We start from the raw sequence: 18,064 nt of genomic DNA, 5'->3' as shown, positions 1-18,064 counted from the left end.
TGTTATGGAAAATATAGAAGTTGATTCATTAGCAGATTTAATAGCTGAATACATGAGTAACTACACACAAGATATTACTGATAATGTGAAAAAGGCAGTAGATGTTGTAGCAAAAGAAACTAATCAAGAAATAAAAAAGCATATTACATTTAAGCAGCCAACAGGAAAATATGTAAAAGCATTTAGAGTTAAAAAGTCTTATGAGGATGGATATAAAAAGGTTAATACCTGGTATGTTGGAAATGGACAACATAGGCTCACACATTTACTTGAGAATGGCCATGCTCTCCATCAAGGTGGAAGGACAGAAGCATATCCTCACATAATATATGGTGAAGAACTTGCAAAAAGGCGTATGGAGGAACTATCAAAGGAGGCTATTAAAGATGCTGGACATTAAAACCTGGTTAGAAACTACAGGAATGAAGGCTACAGAAGTATCATTTAAAAAGCCACCACCATTACCTTATATAATCATTTTAGAAAGTGAAGATGTAAGGGGTGCAGATACTAAAAATCTTATAAAAGATAGAGATATTATTATAGAGCTTTATTCAGATAAGATAGACAAAGAAGTAGAACAAAAGATAGAAAACTTGTTAAATGAAAAATCAATAGAGTATAAAAAAGATCGTGCGTGGATTGATAGTGAGAGATTCTTTCAAACCACGTACGATTTTAATTTATTAGAAAAATTATAGGAGGTAATAGCATGGCAGGAACCGCAGGAGAAAAGATTGTTTTAGGTTCAGGAAAACTTTATACAACTGAATTTACTGGAACAATACCAGAAGATTCGACTATAGAGGCTGATGGAAATTTATTAGGGTTAATTCAAGGTGGAGCTACACTTGAATATAAGCCAACTTTTTATGACACAGAGGATGATTTAGCAATATTCAAAAAGAGTATTTTAACAAAAGAAGAGGTTACTCTTAAAAGCGGAATAATGACTTGGAACGGAAAAACCCTTAAAAAACTATCTTCTACAGCTACAGTAACTGAAGAAAGTGGTAAAAGGACTGTAAAAATCGGAGGTATAGGTAAGCAAGATGGAAAGAAACATCTTCTTAGATTTGTACATGAAGATAAGGTTGATGGAAACATTAGATTAACTATAGTTGGTACCAATCAAGCAGGATTTAGTTTAGCATTCCAAAAGGATAAAGAAACTGTTATAGATGCTGAATATAAAGCCCTTCCACTAGATAACGAAGGGACATTGATAATATATGAAGAAGAGATTCCAACAACACAACAAGGATAATACAGGCGGTAAACAGCCGCCTTTTGTGAAAGGAGAACTACATGTTTGATATAAGCTTAGTAAGTAAAAGATACTTTGAAGTTAAGTTTGAAAATGGCTTATCTTTAAAAGTAGAACCGCCAAAACTTGGAGTAATAAAAAAGATTACTGCTTTATCTAAAACTAGAAATGAAGATGCAATGGACGATTTAGCAGAAGCTGTAAAGATGATATTAAGTAAAAATAAAAATGGATATAAAGTAACTGATGAAATAATTGACGAGATAGACTTTGACCAACTAAATGAGATCTTAACAGCATACTTTGAGTGGCTTGCAAAAACTAAAAATACCCCAAACTAAAGATCCCTTATTATCCAGGAGAAGATGATGATAAGGGACACTATGAAATAAACACTATTGAAGAAAAAATAGTTTGTGATTATACAGGCTATAACTTTGATAGACTTGAAGATTTAACTGTATTTGAGTACTGGTTACTATTAAGAGATGCAGTAATATACAACCATATGAGAACAGAAGAAGGTAGAAATTATTTAGACGATTGTTGGCGTTTAGAACAAACACAGCCAGATAGAAAGTCCTTAAGAGAAAAATGGAGGAAGGAGGAATAGAATGGCCAACAACATTAAAGGAATAACCGTTGAAATAGGTGGTAACACAGCCCCTTTAGAAAAAGCCTTGAAAGATGTAAATAAGACTAGTAGAGATTTACAGAGTGAACTTAGAGAAGTAAATAGACAGCTAAAACTTGATCCAACAAATACTGAATTATTAAATCAAAAACAAAAGTTATTATCTGAAAGCATAACAACTACTAAAGGTAAACTAGACACTTTAAAAGAAGCTGAAAAGCAAGCTCAGATCCAATTTAGCCAAGGTAAAATTGGAGAGGAACAGTACAGATCTTTACAGAGAGAAGTTATTAAAACTGAGGAACAATTAAAGAACTTAGCAAAGCAAGCTGAAAAAAGCAATGTTGCTTTAACTAAAATATCTGAAGGAGCTAAGAAAGTTAGTTCAACTGCAGGTAATATATCAAGAAAAACAGCTCCAGCAACATTAGCTATAGTTGGATTAGGGGCTGCATCTGTTAATATGGGTTCAGATTTTATTGAAAGTACTAATAAAGTTGAAGTTGCATTTAGAGACAATGCAAAACAAGTCCAAGACTGGAGTAAAACAACCCTAGACAGGTTTGGTATTGCTGGAGGTTCTGCCCTTGATATGGCTGCTTTATTTGGTGATATGGGTACTTCAATGGGTTTTAGTACAGATAAAGCTGCAGATATGTCAATGTCGCTTGTAGGACTTGCCGGAGATTTAAGTTCATTCAAAAATATAAGCTTAGATGAATCTCAAACAGCTCTAAAAAGTATATTTACTGGTGAAACTGAATCACTTAAAAATCTTGGTATAGTAATGACTCAGGCGAATTTAGAACAATTTGCACTAACACAAGGAATAACTAAGAAATATCAACAAATGACTGAAGCTGAAAAAGTTGAACTTAGATATGCTTATGTTATGGAGAAAACTAAGAATGCTCAGGGGGACTTTGCAAATACTTCTGATGGAGCAGCTAACAGCATGAGAGTTGCATCTGAAAGTATGAAAGAAGCTGCTTCAAGCATGGGTGTAATGTTAGCTCCAATTATAGCAAAGGCTGCTCAATATGTAGCTAACTTAGCTAAAAACTTTGCTAATCTTGATGATGGAACAAAGAAAATAATTTTAGTTATTTTAGCTTTAGTTGCAGCCATATCACCAGTGGCAGGTCTGATTAGTGGAATAGCCACAATAGTTGGAGTAATTATACCAGTAATAACAACTATAAGTGGAGCTATAGGAATAATGACAGGAGCCACAGTTGCAGCAACTCCAGCTATGACAGCTCTGGCCAGTGTGTTCACCTTTATAACTGGACCTATAGGTATTGCAATAGCAGCTACAACATTATTAGTAGGTGCTTTTATTTATTTGTGGAATAACTGCGAAGCATTTAGAGAGTTTTGGATTAATCTCTGGGAAAAGATAAAGGAAGTCGCCAGGGATGTAGGTAATTATCTAGTCAATTTCTTTACAGTTACTATTCCTGAAGCTTTTAACTCATTTAAAAATATGCTCCCTACCTGGGAAGGAATAAAGACATTCTTTATAGATATCTTCAGCAGCATAACTGATTCTATATCCTTATGGGTAGATAATGTTAAAGCCTTTTGGAATGAGGTTGTAAACTATGTGATAAACAAATTAAACTCATGGAAAAATAGCATAACCAGTGTATTAAATAGTATAAAGAGCATTTTCACAAACATAATTAATAATATTTCTGAGTTCTTAATTAATAGATTTGGAACTACCTTTAAAATTTTAGGTATGGCCATGGATAGTCTTAAAAGTGCATTCGGATATGTATGGGAGGCTATTAAAAACATAGTACTAGCTCCAGTACTTCTATTATGTGATTTAGTTACTGGGAACTTTGATAAGCTAAAACTAGATATAACAAGTATAATGTCAAACATTAAGCTAAATCTTCAATTAGCCTGGATAAATATAAAATCCGCAATAAGAACAATAATAATAGCTTTGCAATTAGAAATACAACTAATTTGGATGCAGATAAGAAATATTTGTGTAAATGTAATGACTTCAATAAAAGACTTCTTTATAGCTAAGTGGACCGAGTTAAAAACTAACTTCTTTGAAATCCTTGCAAATATCAAACTAACTTTTGAAACTGTATGGAATGATATAAAAACAAGTGCAATAAATATAGTCTCAAATTTAAAGGATGGAGTTATAAACGGGGTTCAATACATGAAGGATGGAATAGTCCTTAAAATTACTGAAACTAAAGATTGGCTCATTAATACATGGAACTCAATATTAAATTGGTTCTCAGAACTTCCAGGAAGATTATATACTAGTGGAGTTAATATGTTTAACAGCTTAAAAAATGGGGCGAGTAATGCATTATCTAATATATATGGTGTTGTAGTAGGAGGCTTTAGTAGTGCTATAAACTTTATTACAGGACTACCAAGAGAAGCCTATACATGGGGAGTAGATTTTGTTGATGGGTTAGTGAACGGAATTAAAAACTCTATCTCAAAAGTAGTAGATACAGTAAGTGCTTTAGCTGCTAAAATAAGAAACTATCTTCACTTCTCAGTACCAGATGAGGGACCATTAACTGACTATGAAACCTGGATGCCTGACTTTATGGATGGATTATCTAAGGGAATTGAGAAAAGCAAAAACTTAGTTATTGATTCAATTAAAGGGTTAAGTGGAGATATGAAGGTGGGAATGAATTTAGATCCTGCTTTTGCAACTGCAACTTCATCAAGCAAAGCCGAAAACTATGGCCAAGGAAATACAACAATAAACTTCAACGGAAACTACAGCTTTAATGATAAAAATGACATAGATTACTTCATGAATCAAGCTGCAGTTCTTACAAAGAGAAAGAGAGGGTAGTATGTTAGTTAATAGTATTGATATATCAAACTTTAAAGCAATATTACTCTCAAAAGATATCCAAACAGCTAATATTATTACCTATGATGATTGGCTAAGAAATTCACTTAACCCACTCTTTATAGGTAAGCAAGAGCAGTATAAATCATTAAAAGTAAGACTCTTTATTGAAGATACAAATGATGAAACCGCACTAAATGATATCAGTAATATAGTAAAACAGTTTGAAAAATGTATACTTAAGTTTGATTATTTAAGTCTTTACTATGATTGCCTAATAGTAAGTAAAAATCATGAAAGAATAGCTATAGGTAGATATAACTTAGAAATAGAACTTAAAGGCTATGCTTACAAATCTCAAATAACAGAAATAGCTAATAGAGTATCAACCAAAACCATAAATGTGCCAGGTAATTCAGAAACTCCAGCTATAGTAGAAATAACTCCTAGCATTGCCCTTGTAGATCTAGTAGTAACTGGACTAGGAGAAACTTTCACACTAAAAAATTTAGCAGCAGGACAAAAGATAATAGTAAATGGAGAAGACTGTACAGTACTTCAAGGATCAACTAATAGATTCTCAGATTATGATAGTTGGGATTTTCCTGTACTGTCTCCTGGATCTAATACAATAACTTTTTCAAAGAGTAATTGTGATGTTAGTATAAAATATAAACCTAGATGGATATAAGAAAGGATGGATAAATAATGTTAAAGCTAAACAAAAACATAACTCTAAATGGAGTTGTTGAAATAGACGGAGTACAAGCTGCATATATAGGTGCAACCATTAATACAGATGGAATTAATAATACAAGTGTAACCAAAACAATAACCAATCAAGAGCTTTATGCAAGGAATAAAGCCCAAGTCAGAGCAGATGTTGCAGCATTTGAAGCAGAGCTCTATAAAACAGAAGATGAAGTATTAATTTCAAAAACAGAATCACCAGAAGGAGAGAACTAATAATGAGTGAAAAGACAATATTATCAAATAGAAAAATAGTAGATGATATAAATAATTTAAAGGCTATATCAGACAAGCAATTACCAGTAAAGGTTTCTTATGCTATAGCTAAAAATATAGCTAAGATTGAAGCTGATTTAAAGATTTTCTATAAAGAAAGAGCAAAGTTAATAGATAAATATGTGCAAAAGGAAGAGGATGGAACAATAAAGGTTGATAGTCTAAAGAATTTAGTATTTAAAGATAGTTGTAAAGAAAAATGGGATAAAGAGATTGAAGAATTATTAGAAGCTGAAAATGAAATAGATATCCATAAATTCAATATGGATTTATTAGAAGGCTATAGCATGAAGCCATTAGAACTTATGGTTATTGACTATATGATAGAGGAATAGTCACTCCTATTTTAGAGAGGTGGTGATTTTTTGTTAATATTATACGACTTAAATAAAACTAAAATAGCGGGACTAAAAAACTATAAGGATTTAAGGATAGAAAGAGATCTTTCAGGTGATGAAGTTCTCTTTTTTTCATATCCTCAAATAGACAGTAAACATGATTTTATAAAAGAAGAAACTTATGTTAGAACTAAGAAAAATGAGTATGTGATTAAAGAAGTTAATATAAAAGATGATTGGACAGAGTTTGTAGGAAAAGTTAATGTTGAAGATCTCAAAGGAAAGGTATTAGATAAGTTTGAAGTATTAGAGCAACAATGTGCTGATACTGTTAACTTAGCTTTGATTGGTACTGGATGGAGTATAGGAAGTTGTGATTTAAGTAAAAAAAGGACAGTCAGAAAATCTAATTGTTCTATATATGATGTTCTTCTTGAAATTAAAAAGATTTACCTTTGTGACTTTAAGTTTGATGCTATAAATAAGAAGATCTATATTTATCAGTCAATGGGTTCAGATAAAGGATCATATTTTTCGGACAAATTGAACTTGAAAAAACTAGAGATACAATCAAACTCCTATGACTTTTGCACCAGGATAATACCTATAGGTAAAGATGGACTGAAGATAAACAATATAAACAGTGGCAAAGAGTATGTTGAGAATTATCAGTACTCAAATAAAGTCATAACTGTGTTCTGGGAAGATAATAGATATACAGTGGTTGAAAATCTAAAAGATGATGCTGCAGCAAAGTTAAATGAGTTATCCAAACCTATAAGGGCATACTCAGCAGAGATATTTGACCTGGTTAATTTAAATGATAAATATAAAAATATCCTGAACTATGATCTTGGAGATACTATTACTCTTTTATCTAAAGATAAGAAGGTTAATGAAAAACAAAGGATAGTTAAAATTATTGAATATCCAGACGAACCTGAAAGAAATTCATGTGAGATAGCAAACAGGACTTTGAGTTTTGAGGATATTCAAGCTAATACTTTAGAAGCTGTAGATACTGTTAACTCAGTAACTACAAGTGATGGAATGATTGATAATTCTAAGGTAGACTTTAATCCTTTAAGGCTCGAGGTTATTAATTTAGTAGCACAAAAAGTAAGTGTGGGAGAACTTGAAGCCGCAAAGGCAAGAATAGGTACTTTAGAAACAACCTCTATTACAACAACTGAATTCAATGCTTATAAAGGTGAGATTGATATACTTATAGCTAAAACAGCTACTATAGAGAATTTAGAAGCAGTTAAACTAAAAGCAGAACAAGCTGCAATTGATATAGGAAGTATAAACACTCTCTTAGCAGGAAATATCACTGCTGCAAATATTAAGGCAGGAACCATAACTGCAGGTAGTGGAATAATAGCAAATGAAGCTATAGGAGATGCACAAATAGCAAACTTAAAAGTTAGTAAACTTCTAGCTGGAGATTTATCTACAAGTAAGTTTAAGATTGTTTCGGACAGTGGAAATATGCTTATTTCAGATAATACAATACAAATTAAGGACAGTTCACGAGTAAGAGTTCAGATAGGTAAAGATGCATCTAACGACTATAACATGTATGTGTGGGATAACACAGGAAACTTAATGTTTGATGCAACTGGGCTAAAAGCTTCAGGAATTAAGTCTAAAATTATTCGTGATGATATGGTTTCAGACACCGCTAATATAAGCGGTAATAAAATAGAAAAAGAAAGTTTAGTAAGTCAAATAAATGGAGCAACTACAACCCTTAAGGCATCTAAAATAAAGTTTGATGATATTAACCAGACTTTAGATATTGCTTTTAATTCACTTAAAACAACTATATATGAGACAGGACAAACGGTTAGTTCTCAAGGAACTGCAATAGGTACTCTACAAGGTCAAATTAGCACTAAGATATGGCAAACAGATATAACTACAGCCATAAATAATGTAGTTATTGGAGGAAGGAATTTAGCTCAAAAAACAAGTGATATCTATATAGATGCTATAGGGTTTACAGGAGCTACAAATGATGTAAAGTTTCCTCATACTGTTTTAATTAGAGATTTAAACGTTGGGGATAACGTAACTGTATCATTTACCTTTAAGTACTCCAATTTGACTTACAATAATGCATCAAGGGGAATAAGGATACAAGGGCAAGGAAATATAACAGGATGGGGTAATGGGGCGTTTAATTCTTATGCAATACCAGTAGATTTTAATGCCGGAAGTGGAGAAGTAAATGTATCATATAGAATGATAATTACATCAGAGCATCTTCTAAATTCAATGTGGTATATAAACTTTAGAACAGACTATATAACTGGTGGAACAATATCATTAAAGTCACTTATGATAGAAAAAGGAAATAAAAAGACTACATGGACACGAGCTTTAGAGGATTTAGATACAAAAATAAGTGAGAACTATTCAGCAATAAATCAAACTATAAGTGGAGTAAACACAACAGTTGGAAGTATGCAAACTTCTATTAGTGGACACGAGACAAGAATAGGGACAGCAGAGGGCTCTATAAATACAATGAAAGAGCAGATAGTTTTAAAGGTAGAAAAAACAGATATTTATAATATTGCTGGATTAGTAACAAAAATTGATGATAGAGATGCAAGTTTAATTTATACAGGAACATGGAGTAAAGGAAATGACCCAGCACACTATAATACAACTTACTCTCATAACTCCATAGCCAATACTTCCGTTAAATTAACTTTTGATGGAGTAGGAGTTAGATGGATAACATCAAAGAATACTTTTAGAGGTTATGCAGATGTAAAAATAGACGGTGCTATTGTTGCTACAAACGTAGATACTTACTCAGCAACTACAGTATCAAACTTTGTTGCCTTTGAAAAGCTAGGACTAACCTATGGACAACATACTATAGAAATTATAGTTAAAGGTACTAAAAGAGCCGAAGCAGCAAGTCCAGCGGTTCTAATAGATTATTTTGAAGTATTAAAAGAAGCTCAAACACAAATTGATAGTGCAGTATCTAGTATATCAATACTTAGTAATCAAATATCATCTAAAGTAAGTGCAGCAGATTTCGGTTCTCTAATAGAACAGAATCCTAGCAGTGTAAGAGTTGCAGTAGGTCAAATTGGAGGTACAAATCTACTAAAAGGAACAGACTTCTCTGGTTTAGTCGGAAGTAAAACTCCTCAAGGGTGGTGGTATTGGGGTTCAGCTTCAACATATGGTAATCAAGGTTCTACTGGTTATAACAATGCAGGAACTATATGTATACAAAACTCAACATCAGAATCAGGAGGACTATGGCAATCTAATATACCTTTGAAACCTAATACAAAATATACTTTATCTTTAGCAGTAACAAAAGAGTCAAATGTTAAAGGGGGTCAATTCACATTTGAGTATATGGATATTAGTGGAGCCAATATTAGTAATACAGGAATAACACTTATTTATGATGGAAAAAGGCATTCATATACTTTTACAACTCCTAGCAACTTTGCTAGTGCTAAGGGAGGAATGCAGCATCAAGGAAGTTACAATTCAGGTGGAGGATATCTTATATTTTTAACATATCCAAAGCTTGAAGAAGGAGAGAACTCAACATCATGGAGTCCAAATGCTAATGAACTTAAATCGGGATGTTTTGAAGTTAATGATAGTTACGCTAGATTTACTAATCAAGATGGAAGTTACACAGAATTTACACCAGGAACTACAGGACTTAAATGGCATAAAAATACTGGTGATTCAGCGGGTAAAGATTATCACTATCTAATGGCAACTGGAGTAGCAACTATTTCAGAAAATTTAGATGCAACAATAACTCTTGGAGATGAATTTAAAGGTAAAAGCTTTGAAGTACTTGTATCTGTTAAATCTGCAAAAGCAGCAAGTGGTGCAAGTATTGAACTATTTAGTGTAGCAGCAGGGGGCAAAAATATAGTCGCTGGAACTTTTAGAATTCTAGGTTATATGAGCAGCAACTACAACCCAACTTTAAATAAATATACAAGCTATATAAACGGAACATTTCTACTAAATGATAATACTAACTTAACTTCTTATCCATCTTTTAGAGGATCTATGGAAGTTGCATGGATAGCTATAGCTTAAGGAGATGATAAAATGGCTACAATAGAAGAACATGAAAAGTCAATGACACTGTATTACTCAAAAAGAACTGGTGAAATAACAACTCTCTCAACAGGAATTCAAGATATGAATTTCTTTGGAGATAATAAAGAGGATTATGAAATAATATGGGACTTTATTGTATTAGAAAAAGATAACTATGTATTAGGAAATAAAGATAAGTTTAAAATCATAGATGGTAATGTGAAATTAAAAGAAAGCATTGACTTAAGTAAATACATCTAAAAAAGAAGGTATTTAAGCTACTCTATACCTTCTTTTTGTATCTATATTAATTAGGAGATAATTATAAAACTTTCTATAAGGAAGGTAAAAAACTATTAATTTAAAGATAGTGTTTAGCAATCATAAGAACCTTCTTGATAGAAATAACACTCATGGAAGAATGCTATTTTGATTATTAACGAGTTTTAAAAATTTTGTACTAAAATTTATTGATAAACCAATAAACAAAAGGAATTTCACATTATATGTTGAATAGTTTGTATGGGGTAAGAATTATCAGTAAAATAGGAAGAATTCTATTATGATAATGGAATTGGGAACAAATTAAGTATTTAAGAAGAATTTCAGTAGATGATATTGTATTAACATTAGATAGGGATATAACAATATAAGCTAATATCATAACTACTGAGCAATTTGCTTTAACAATGAAGATTAATGATAATTTGGATAGCATAAATTATGGTAAAGACAATATTGGCATGGGATAAACTTGATGAGTTACAACGGCTTGAATGTAAAGTAATGACTAGAGAACTATTATTGCTTAAATTAAAAGAAAATTACATTGAATCATTAAGTAATCATGTAGAATATAGAAGATAATGTGATTACAGAAAATTTTTATTTTGGGAGGAGATAAAATGTTAAACAATGGGCTACTAAATCCGAAAGATTTTGGAATTGATGAAGATGGTTGTGATGATATTGAAAAAGGCATGGAAGCTTGTGAGAGACTTATGGATAGATGGACACCTGAACTGGAGGCTCAGATGTTAAAAGCCTTTATAAAACTTTATTATGATGATATGTATGAACAATGGGGACCTGATGATGAGGAAGAAAGTAAAGAGTATTGGCAGGAAATTAAGTCGCCAGCAGACCTTATAAAATATACAGGTACAGATGTTAATCTTTATGCTTTGGAAGATGGTGTATATGGTAAAAGTGAAACAGATAATAACAAATACGAATCAAAAAATATTGATGTGTGCGTGATACTGTCACTTAGTTGCCCATGGGATGAAGAACATGGCTGGGCCGCTGTTTTTGTAGACGAAAAATTTGTTAAAGTTGACCGTGATATTGTAGATTGTGTCTATTTGGACTGATTATGATGTCATAACTAAATAAAGAGATAATAAAAAGAAGATGCTCCTTGTGTACAAAGCATCTTCTTTTTAATGAATTTTATTAATGTAGAATATTTTTATTATTATCAAGTTCAAAAAATTTATACATATCAAAAACAAAAAAAGAAGGTATTCAAGCTACTATATACCTTCTTTTTTATATCTATTCAATTAGGAGATAATTACTAAACTTTTCTATAAGGAAGGTAACAAACTATTAAATTAAAAATAGTGTTTAGCAATCATATGAACCTTCCTTATAGAAATAACATTCTTTATGGGGGAATGTTATTTTGATTATTAACAGTATTTAATGAATGTATACATTTATATTTTAATTCCCAAGATTTATGCATTTACGTGAGAACATTTGTTTGCTATATTAGTATTAATTTCTTGAAGTAATATGAGGAGTTGATATTGAGTGAAAGTAATGGTTAAGTTTGTAGACGTAATTGCATGGTTTAATGAAAATGGTACGCCATGCCCTATTAGATTTAGAATTAGTAATGAGAATGAAACAAAACAAGTAATTAATGTTGATAGGGTAATGTTTGTTGAGAAAGAAATACTCGCAGGAAACCCAATGCTAGTTTTTAGATGTCAAAGTTTGATTAATAAAATAGAAAAAGTTTATGAATTAAAATTTGAAATTAACACCTGTAAGTGGATGTTATGGAAGATGTAAAGAGCGTTGTGAAGGCAGTTTTTTTATATTAAAAATATTAAGAGGTGAAATATGGATGAGAGAGATACTATTCAAGAAATTAGAGAGCGCCTAGTGAAAATAGAAATGTTACTAGAGAACATTCCAAAATCAGTTACTTTACAACTAGAAAATCTAGAAGAAAAAATAAAGGTTGCAAATAACTGAATAAAAGATTTAGAAGAAAATAATAAATGGTTATGGAGAGCAGTAGTTGGAGCGGTAATCGCTGGAGCTATTGCTCTTTTATTTAAAAAATAATTTTAAGGAGAGATGTAAAAATGGAATTTACAAAATTTATAACTGAAAATGCTCTAATCTTGGTACCTGCACTTTATGTGTTAGGAATGGTTTTAAAGGGAACTGAAAAAATACCTGATAAATACATTCCAATAGTATTATTACCTATAGGTGTTATTGCATCTATATCTATGTTAGGTTACACAGTTCAGGCAATTGTACAAGGGGTACTTGTAGTTGGTGCAGCTGTTTATACTAATCAGTTAGTTAAGCAAATTAATAAATCAGAGTAAACATGGAGCCTTATGGCTTCTTTTAAATTCATATAATTAAATTTGAAAGGATGATAAAAATGGGATTTGAAATTTTAACACTAGATCAACTATTAGAAAGGCTAAACAAATACAATCATGTGGAGTTACATATACATCATACTTATAAACCATGCAAAGCGGACTTTAATGGTAATAATGGATTAGAGCTTCAACAAAACATGAAGAACTATCACGTAAATGTAAATGGATGGGCTGATATTGGACAACATGTTACTTTATTGCCTGACGGGCTATTTGTTACTGGAAGGGATTTCAATAAAACTCCAGCATCTATATTGGGAAAAAATACAGGAGCTTTTGCGTGTGAAATTCTTGGTAATTTTAATAAGGGATCAGAAGTTTTAGGAGGACAACAAAAAGATAGTATACTAAGACTTGCTAAATATTTTGATGATAAAGGTAAGTATGTAAGATTTCACAGAGAATCTTATTCAACCGATTGCCCAGGAACAGGATTAGATAAAAATGTATTTATGTCAGAAGTAAAATCTATAGGTGGGGCAAAAACTTCAGTAGAAGAAATTCGTTATACCTGGATGAATTATATAGAAGGTGATTTAGTTAAGGATTTACAGAGGGCTTTAAATAGTCTTTATAATACTGGGTTAGCTATTGATGGCTATTTAGGAGATTTAACTATAGAAGCATTTAGAAAAGTTTTAGTTTCTCAAGGGCAAACTAATGAATTAGTTAGAATTATTCAAAAAAGATTAATACAATTAGGATACAAGTTATCTAAGTTTGGAGCAGATGCAGCATATGGTGTAGGTGGAGAAACTTATAAAGCAATTGTTAAATTTCAAGAAGATAGAGGACTAGAAGTTGATTCTTTAATTGGAATTAATACATTAAAAGAACTATTTAAAAATTAGATATAGTTTTCTTAATTGTATTTCAAATTATAGTTTGGTTGTGAATATACGTTAAAACTAGTGTTTTCCATAAGTTTGAATTATAATTAACATGTGGTAATTTAGAAATAATATAGCTTAATGGGGGATAGGTATGCAGAAGAAAATTTTAAGTCTTTTAGTTATATTTTTTTTATTGTTTGTAAACTATACTTTTGTACAAGCATCTGATGATATAACACCACCTAAAATTAACGGAATTGTATGGTCAGCAACAGAGATCAGAGTAGGAGACAAATTAGAAGTGGAAATAGATGCGAGTGACGAATCAGGAATAAATATAGGTTATGATTCAAGTGTGTTTATACAAAACAAAATAACTAAAGTTAATAGAGCTGAATATTTAAAGTATGATGAGGTAAGTAAGAAATTAAAAGCTACATTTAATATAACTTCAGATATGCAGTTAGGAGAATGGGAGCTATATTTTATATCACTTAAAGATAACGCAGGAAATCAAAAATATTATTATCAGAAGGATTTTAGTGAAATTTATAAGATAAATTTAATTAATGGATCTATTGATATAATGCCTCCAGTAATAACTGACATGATATGGTCAGTAAGCGAGTCACAATTAGGGAAAAAATTATCTGTAGAAATTGACGCGAGTGATGAATCTGGTATAAGTATTGGTTTTGGAACAAACATATTTATAAGAAATAGTGTTTTAACACAAGTAACAATGAGTAGAGATTTAAGATATGATGAGGTAAGCAAGAAATTAAAAGCTGAATTTGATGTGAATTCGGATATACAAACGGGTGAATGGGAGTTATATTTCGTTAGCCTCAAAGATAGCATAGGAAATCAAAAATATTATTCTCAATCCGATTTTAGTAAAGTATATAAAGTAAACTTAGGAACATCTATAGACGTAACTGCACCGATAATAAATGACATGACATGGTCGTCGACTGAATTACAAGTAGGAGACAAATTAACTGTAGAAATAGATGCTGTTGACTATGACTCTGGAATAAACATAGATTCCAGAGCAAGTATATCAATAAAAAATAAGATAACAGGAGTGGAAAAAACTGAGTATTTAAATTATGATGAATTAAGTAAAAAGTTAAGAGCTACATTTAATATAACTTCAGATATGCAATTAGGAGAATGGGTATTAGACTCAATCTTAATTAAAGATAAAATAGGAAATCAAAAAGTTTATAGTAAATCTGACTTTTTTAAAGAATATAAATTTAATTTAAAGTCAGTTTTTCAAGGTTGCGAGAATAAAAAAATTAGGATAGGGGAAAAATTCAATGCTCTTGAAGGCGTAAAAGCAAGTAGTACTTTTGAGGGAGTGTTTACAGATAAGGTTAAATATTTTGGAAATGTAGACAGCAGTAAAGAGGGTATATATCTTATCAAATATGAGGCAATTGGGAAGAATGATAATTTATATGAAGGTTATCGTTGGATTTCGGTTATTAACGATTTAACTTATGATAATAGTGGTGAGCTTAACGAAAACTATTTTAATAAGGATATAGTATTAAATATACCAGATTTAATTGATTTAAGTTCGTTAAAAATAAGTAAAAATTATGAGAGCTATAATTTAGATACTAAAAGAATTATAAGCGAAGAAGGTTATTACTCTGTATCATTTGATTCAAATAATACAAGACAATTGAATTTTGAATTTACTATTGATAAAACTAGTCCTGTTGTTTATGCGGCATATAAAGTTCTTAATGTAATTGAAGATGGCTATGTTAAACCAGAAAAACTTATCATGAGGTTTGAGGAAAATCTCAATTTAAAGTATTCACCTGAGCCAGATTGGGGTAAAATTGGAAGACAAAATGTTAATATTTTAGTTAGTGATTTATCAGGTAATCAGGTAAATCAGGAAGCAACTCTAATTATTAATGATAAGTGTGATATTGATTATGATGGAACTGTAAGTATACTAGATTTAGCAGCAGTTGCTAAAAATTATAACTTTGTAAGTTCTAAACCTAATTGGAATCAAAGAGTAGATATTAATAAAGATGGAATAGTAGATATATTTGATCTAACAATTATTGCGAGAAGGATTAACGAATAATAAAGGAGTTTTTTATAAAATCAGAAAAGAGGTGCTAGTGGGAATATAACTAGACTAGCACAAGAAAGATTAAATACATTAGGATTTAACTGTGGAACTGCAGATGGAATCTTTGGAGAAAAGACTAGAGTAGCAGTAATAGCATTCCAAGTATCAGGAGGATTATCTGCTGATGGAATAGTTGGACAAAATACTTGGAGAAAGTTATTAAGTGCTACAATAATGACTATATGGTTATGTTATCATTTACTATCAATTAAATATTTAGCCTAGTTTTTACACATCTATTATTATATTGAAAATAAATAATTATAAAAATAAAATTTTAAGTTACTCCTGTAATTTATTTATCTCTAGGTATATTTATGGTATATTTAAATATGGGTAAAGGGGTGAATATAAATTGAAAATTTTAAAAAAAATACTAGTAGTTAATTTAACTATTATCCTAACGATTCTTTTATTACCTTTAGTAAAATCTAATGCATCAAGTAATATAGATCAATCTTCAATAGTAAATACAGCTTATAGTAAACTAGGAGCTAGATATGTCTTTGGTGGAGTTGGTCCTGATGTTTTTGATACCTCTGGGTTTACTCAATACGTATATAAACAATCTGGAATTCCAATAGCTAGAACTGTGTATGACCAATTAAATAATGGAATAGAAATAAAAGAATCTGATTTAATTCCTGGTGATCTTGTATTTACTAGTGCTAGTCATGTAGGTATATATGTAGGGAATGGACAAATGGTTCACGCATCTCAACCAGGAGATGTAGTAAAAGTATCTAATATTTATTCTTTCTACGCAGCTAGAAGAGTGTTATTAGATGGAAACTCTAATGAAAAATTTGACTTTAATAAAGATGGTTATGTTGATATTATTGATGTAGCTATGTTATCTGAAAAATATGGGTATTCAAATACTAATACTGATTGGAATCAAATCTATGATTTGAATAATGATAGTACTGTTGATATATACGATTTAGTATTAATATCAAAATCTATGAAGAATTAAAACCATATTAAAATAACAGTTTCTTTTAAAGAAGCTGTTATTTTTGTTATATTTATCAAATTGTTTACATTTTATATACTTGTCCCCTTTTGTGCTATATGATAATATTTACAATGGAATTCTTAGTTTTACAAACTAAATTAAAGAAAAAACTATACTTAAACAACTAAAATTAAAAAGATGAACCTATATAAGATGAACCTATATTATGATAGATAACATAATATACTCATATATACAATTTAAAGGGGGACATATTAATGAAAAAACTAAAAAAAATGAGTTGTATAATAGCTTTATTGATGGTTACTTTTGTTGTTGCTTCATGCTCAAAAGAGAAAACAATTACACCTAAAGCTACGCCAGAGGAAACGGCTAAAATCTATTTAGATGTGTTACTAAAAAATGATGCTTCTAATATAGATAAATTAGGTTTAAGTGCTGACTATTCAGAACAAGTTAGAGCTAAATTAGAAAGAGAACTTGTATCGGCAGTTTCAGAGTCAAATAATAAAGAGATTTCAATTTCAGAAGAAACTAAAAACAACTATGTTAAAGATTTTATAACTTGCCTATCCAAAATAGAATATGAAGTTACACCAATATCTTCAGAGAAAGATAATGCAAGAGTTCAAATTAAAGTTAAAGCATTTGACTTCAAAAAGATAGGTGCTGATAGTATAAATTTCGCTAAAGAAGAATATTTAGCTAATCAATCAATGACAGAGCAACAACTTACGGAGTTACTCGTAAAAAAAATCGGTTCAGATTTAGCAAATGGAACTTTAAGTGCAACGCCTATATATATTGAGTTTTATTTAACTTTAGAAGATGATGTTTGGGTACCTCTAAATAGCGATGTCCAGAACCTTATGGAAACTATTTTTCCTGTAGAGGATTTGTATACTGCTTTATAAAGCAGTTTTTCTACTAGGTGCTATAAATTTACAATTAAACCGCAACTAAGTATTAATTTACTTGGTTGTGGCTTTTTTTATGTAGTTAAACTTTCAAATAAAATTAACCCAAATAACAATTCAAAATTAATATATAAAGTAATATATGTAAAAAGAAATACTAATAATAAATATCATGCCGCATCTTCTCACCTCACGTTAATTGCCTTGTTTAAATTATGGATACTCTCAATGTACTCTATAAAACAACTTATTATA

Annotated in this window: 20 protein-coding genes; all 20 read left to right on the top strand. The window is 30.6% G+C overall.

From position 1 onward, the window contains the following. Positions 1–4 precede the first annotated feature (4 nt). The 20 genes from BUA92_RS01845 to BUA92_RS01750 all read left to right on the top strand — a co-directional run bounded on the left by BUA92_RS01845 (position 5) and on the right by BUA92_RS01750 (position 17,806). Entirely contained in the window at positions 5–400 is a 396-nt protein-coding gene (locus BUA92_RS01845) for an HK97 gp10 family phage protein (protein ID WP_073016101.1), read from the top strand. Next, positions 387–701 (top strand): hypothetical protein, encoded by a 315-nt coding sequence (locus BUA92_RS01840; RefSeq protein WP_073016099.1) that lies wholly within the window; start codon positions 387–389, stop codon positions 699–701. Before BUA92_RS01845 ends, BUA92_RS01840 begins: the two co-directional genes overlap by 14 nt. A gap of 11 nt (positions 702–712) precedes the next feature. After that, positions 713–1,267 carry a hypothetical protein gene (locus BUA92_RS01835; RefSeq protein ID WP_073016097.1) on the top strand — a complete coding sequence of 185 codons (555 nt, stop codon included), beginning with the start codon at positions 713–715 and terminating at the stop codon, positions 1,265–1,267. Between the two features lie 41 nt (positions 1,268–1,308). Then, a complete protein-coding gene (locus BUA92_RS01830) occupies positions 1,309–1,608 on the top strand; it encodes a hypothetical protein (RefSeq protein WP_073016095.1) in 300 nt (99 codons plus the stop codon). Positions 1,609–1,881: 273 nt separating this feature from the next. After that, entirely contained in the window at positions 1,882–4,752 is a 2,871-nt protein-coding gene (locus BUA92_RS01820) for a phage tail tape measure protein (RefSeq protein ID WP_073016090.1), read from the top strand. A gap of 1 nt (position 4,753) precedes the next feature. Continuing rightward, a complete protein-coding gene (locus tag BUA92_RS01815; protein WP_073016088.1) occupies positions 4,754–5,443 on the top strand; it encodes a phage distal tail protein in 690 nt (229 codons plus the stop codon). Positions 5,444–5,460: 17 nt separating this feature from the next. Then, on the top strand, positions 5,461–5,718 hold the full coding sequence (locus BUA92_RS01810) for a hypothetical protein (RefSeq protein WP_083553363.1): 258 nt from the start codon (positions 5,461–5,463) through the stop codon (positions 5,716–5,718). Positions 5,719–5,720: 2 nt separating this feature from the next. Next, the gene (locus BUA92_RS01805) at positions 5,721–6,113 is read left to right on the top strand and encodes a DUF1617 family protein (protein WP_073016084.1); all 393 of its coding nucleotides are present in this window, start codon (positions 5,721–5,723) and stop codon (positions 6,111–6,113) included. Positions 6,114–6,143: 30 nt separating this feature from the next. Further along, a complete protein-coding gene (locus BUA92_RS01800) occupies positions 6,144–10,217 on the top strand; it encodes a phage tail protein (protein ID WP_073016080.1) in 4,074 nt (1,357 codons plus the stop codon). Positions 10,218–10,229: 12 nt separating this feature from the next. Next, a complete protein-coding gene (locus BUA92_RS01795) occupies positions 10,230–10,481 on the top strand; it encodes a hypothetical protein (RefSeq protein WP_073016078.1) in 252 nt (83 codons plus the stop codon). A 644-nt stretch (positions 10,482–11,125) separates the two neighbouring features. After that, positions 11,126–11,593 carry a DUF6985 domain-containing protein gene (locus tag BUA92_RS01790; RefSeq protein WP_073016076.1) on the top strand — a complete coding sequence of 156 codons (468 nt, stop codon included), beginning with the start codon at positions 11,126–11,128 and terminating at the stop codon, positions 11,591–11,593. Positions 11,594–12,047: 454 nt separating this feature from the next. After that, complete coding sequence (locus BUA92_RS01785) at positions 12,048–12,302, top strand: hypothetical protein (protein ID WP_242950048.1); 255 nt, start codon at positions 12,048–12,050, stop codon at positions 12,300–12,302. 51 nt (positions 12,303–12,353) lie between these two features. Continuing rightward, the gene (locus BUA92_RS23675; RefSeq protein WP_278335116.1) at positions 12,354–12,488 is read left to right on the top strand and encodes a hypothetical protein; all 135 of its coding nucleotides are present in this window, start codon (positions 12,354–12,356) and stop codon (positions 12,486–12,488) included. Continuing rightward, the gene (locus BUA92_RS23815) at positions 12,489–12,581 is read left to right on the top strand and encodes a hemolysin XhlA family protein (RefSeq protein WP_341411190.1); all 93 of its coding nucleotides are present in this window, start codon (positions 12,489–12,491) and stop codon (positions 12,579–12,581) included. A 20-nt stretch (positions 12,582–12,601) separates the two neighbouring features. Beyond that, complete coding sequence (locus BUA92_RS01775) at positions 12,602–12,853, top strand: phage holin family protein (RefSeq protein WP_073016072.1); 252 nt, start codon at positions 12,602–12,604, stop codon at positions 12,851–12,853. Positions 12,854–12,912: 59 nt separating this feature from the next. Further along, complete coding sequence (locus tag BUA92_RS01770) at positions 12,913–13,767, top strand: peptidoglycan recognition protein family protein (protein ID WP_073016069.1); 855 nt, start codon at positions 12,913–12,915, stop codon at positions 13,765–13,767. Positions 13,768–13,900: 133 nt separating this feature from the next. Further along, on the top strand, positions 13,901–15,865 hold the full coding sequence (locus BUA92_RS01765; RefSeq protein WP_073016067.1) for an immunoglobulin-like domain-containing protein: 1,965 nt from the start codon (positions 13,901–13,903) through the stop codon (positions 15,863–15,865). 45 nt (positions 15,866–15,910) lie between these two features. Next, positions 15,911–16,138 carry a peptidoglycan-binding protein gene (locus BUA92_RS01760; protein ID WP_083553395.1) on the top strand — a complete coding sequence of 76 codons (228 nt, stop codon included), beginning with the start codon at positions 15,911–15,913 and terminating at the stop codon, positions 16,136–16,138. A gap of 130 nt (positions 16,139–16,268) precedes the next feature. Continuing rightward, on the top strand, positions 16,269–16,889 hold the full coding sequence (locus BUA92_RS23810) for an NlpC/P60 family protein (RefSeq protein WP_073016066.1): 621 nt from the start codon (positions 16,269–16,271) through the stop codon (positions 16,887–16,889). A gap of 260 nt (positions 16,890–17,149) precedes the next feature. Then, positions 17,150–17,806: a DUF5105 domain-containing protein gene (locus BUA92_RS01750; RefSeq protein ID WP_073016065.1), complete on the top strand. Its 657-nt coding sequence runs from the start codon at positions 17,150–17,152 to the stop codon at positions 17,804–17,806. Positions 17,807–18,064: the final 258 nt, after the last annotated feature.

The sequence above is a fragment of the Clostridium intestinale DSM 6191 genome (assembly GCF_900130055.1).
Taxonomy (GTDB): Bacteria; Bacillota; Clostridia; order Clostridiales; family Clostridiaceae; genus Clostridium_T; species Clostridium_T intestinale.
The sequence above is the reverse complement of the archived record's forward strand: the minus strand, read 5'-3'. Positions and strand labels throughout refer to the sequence as shown.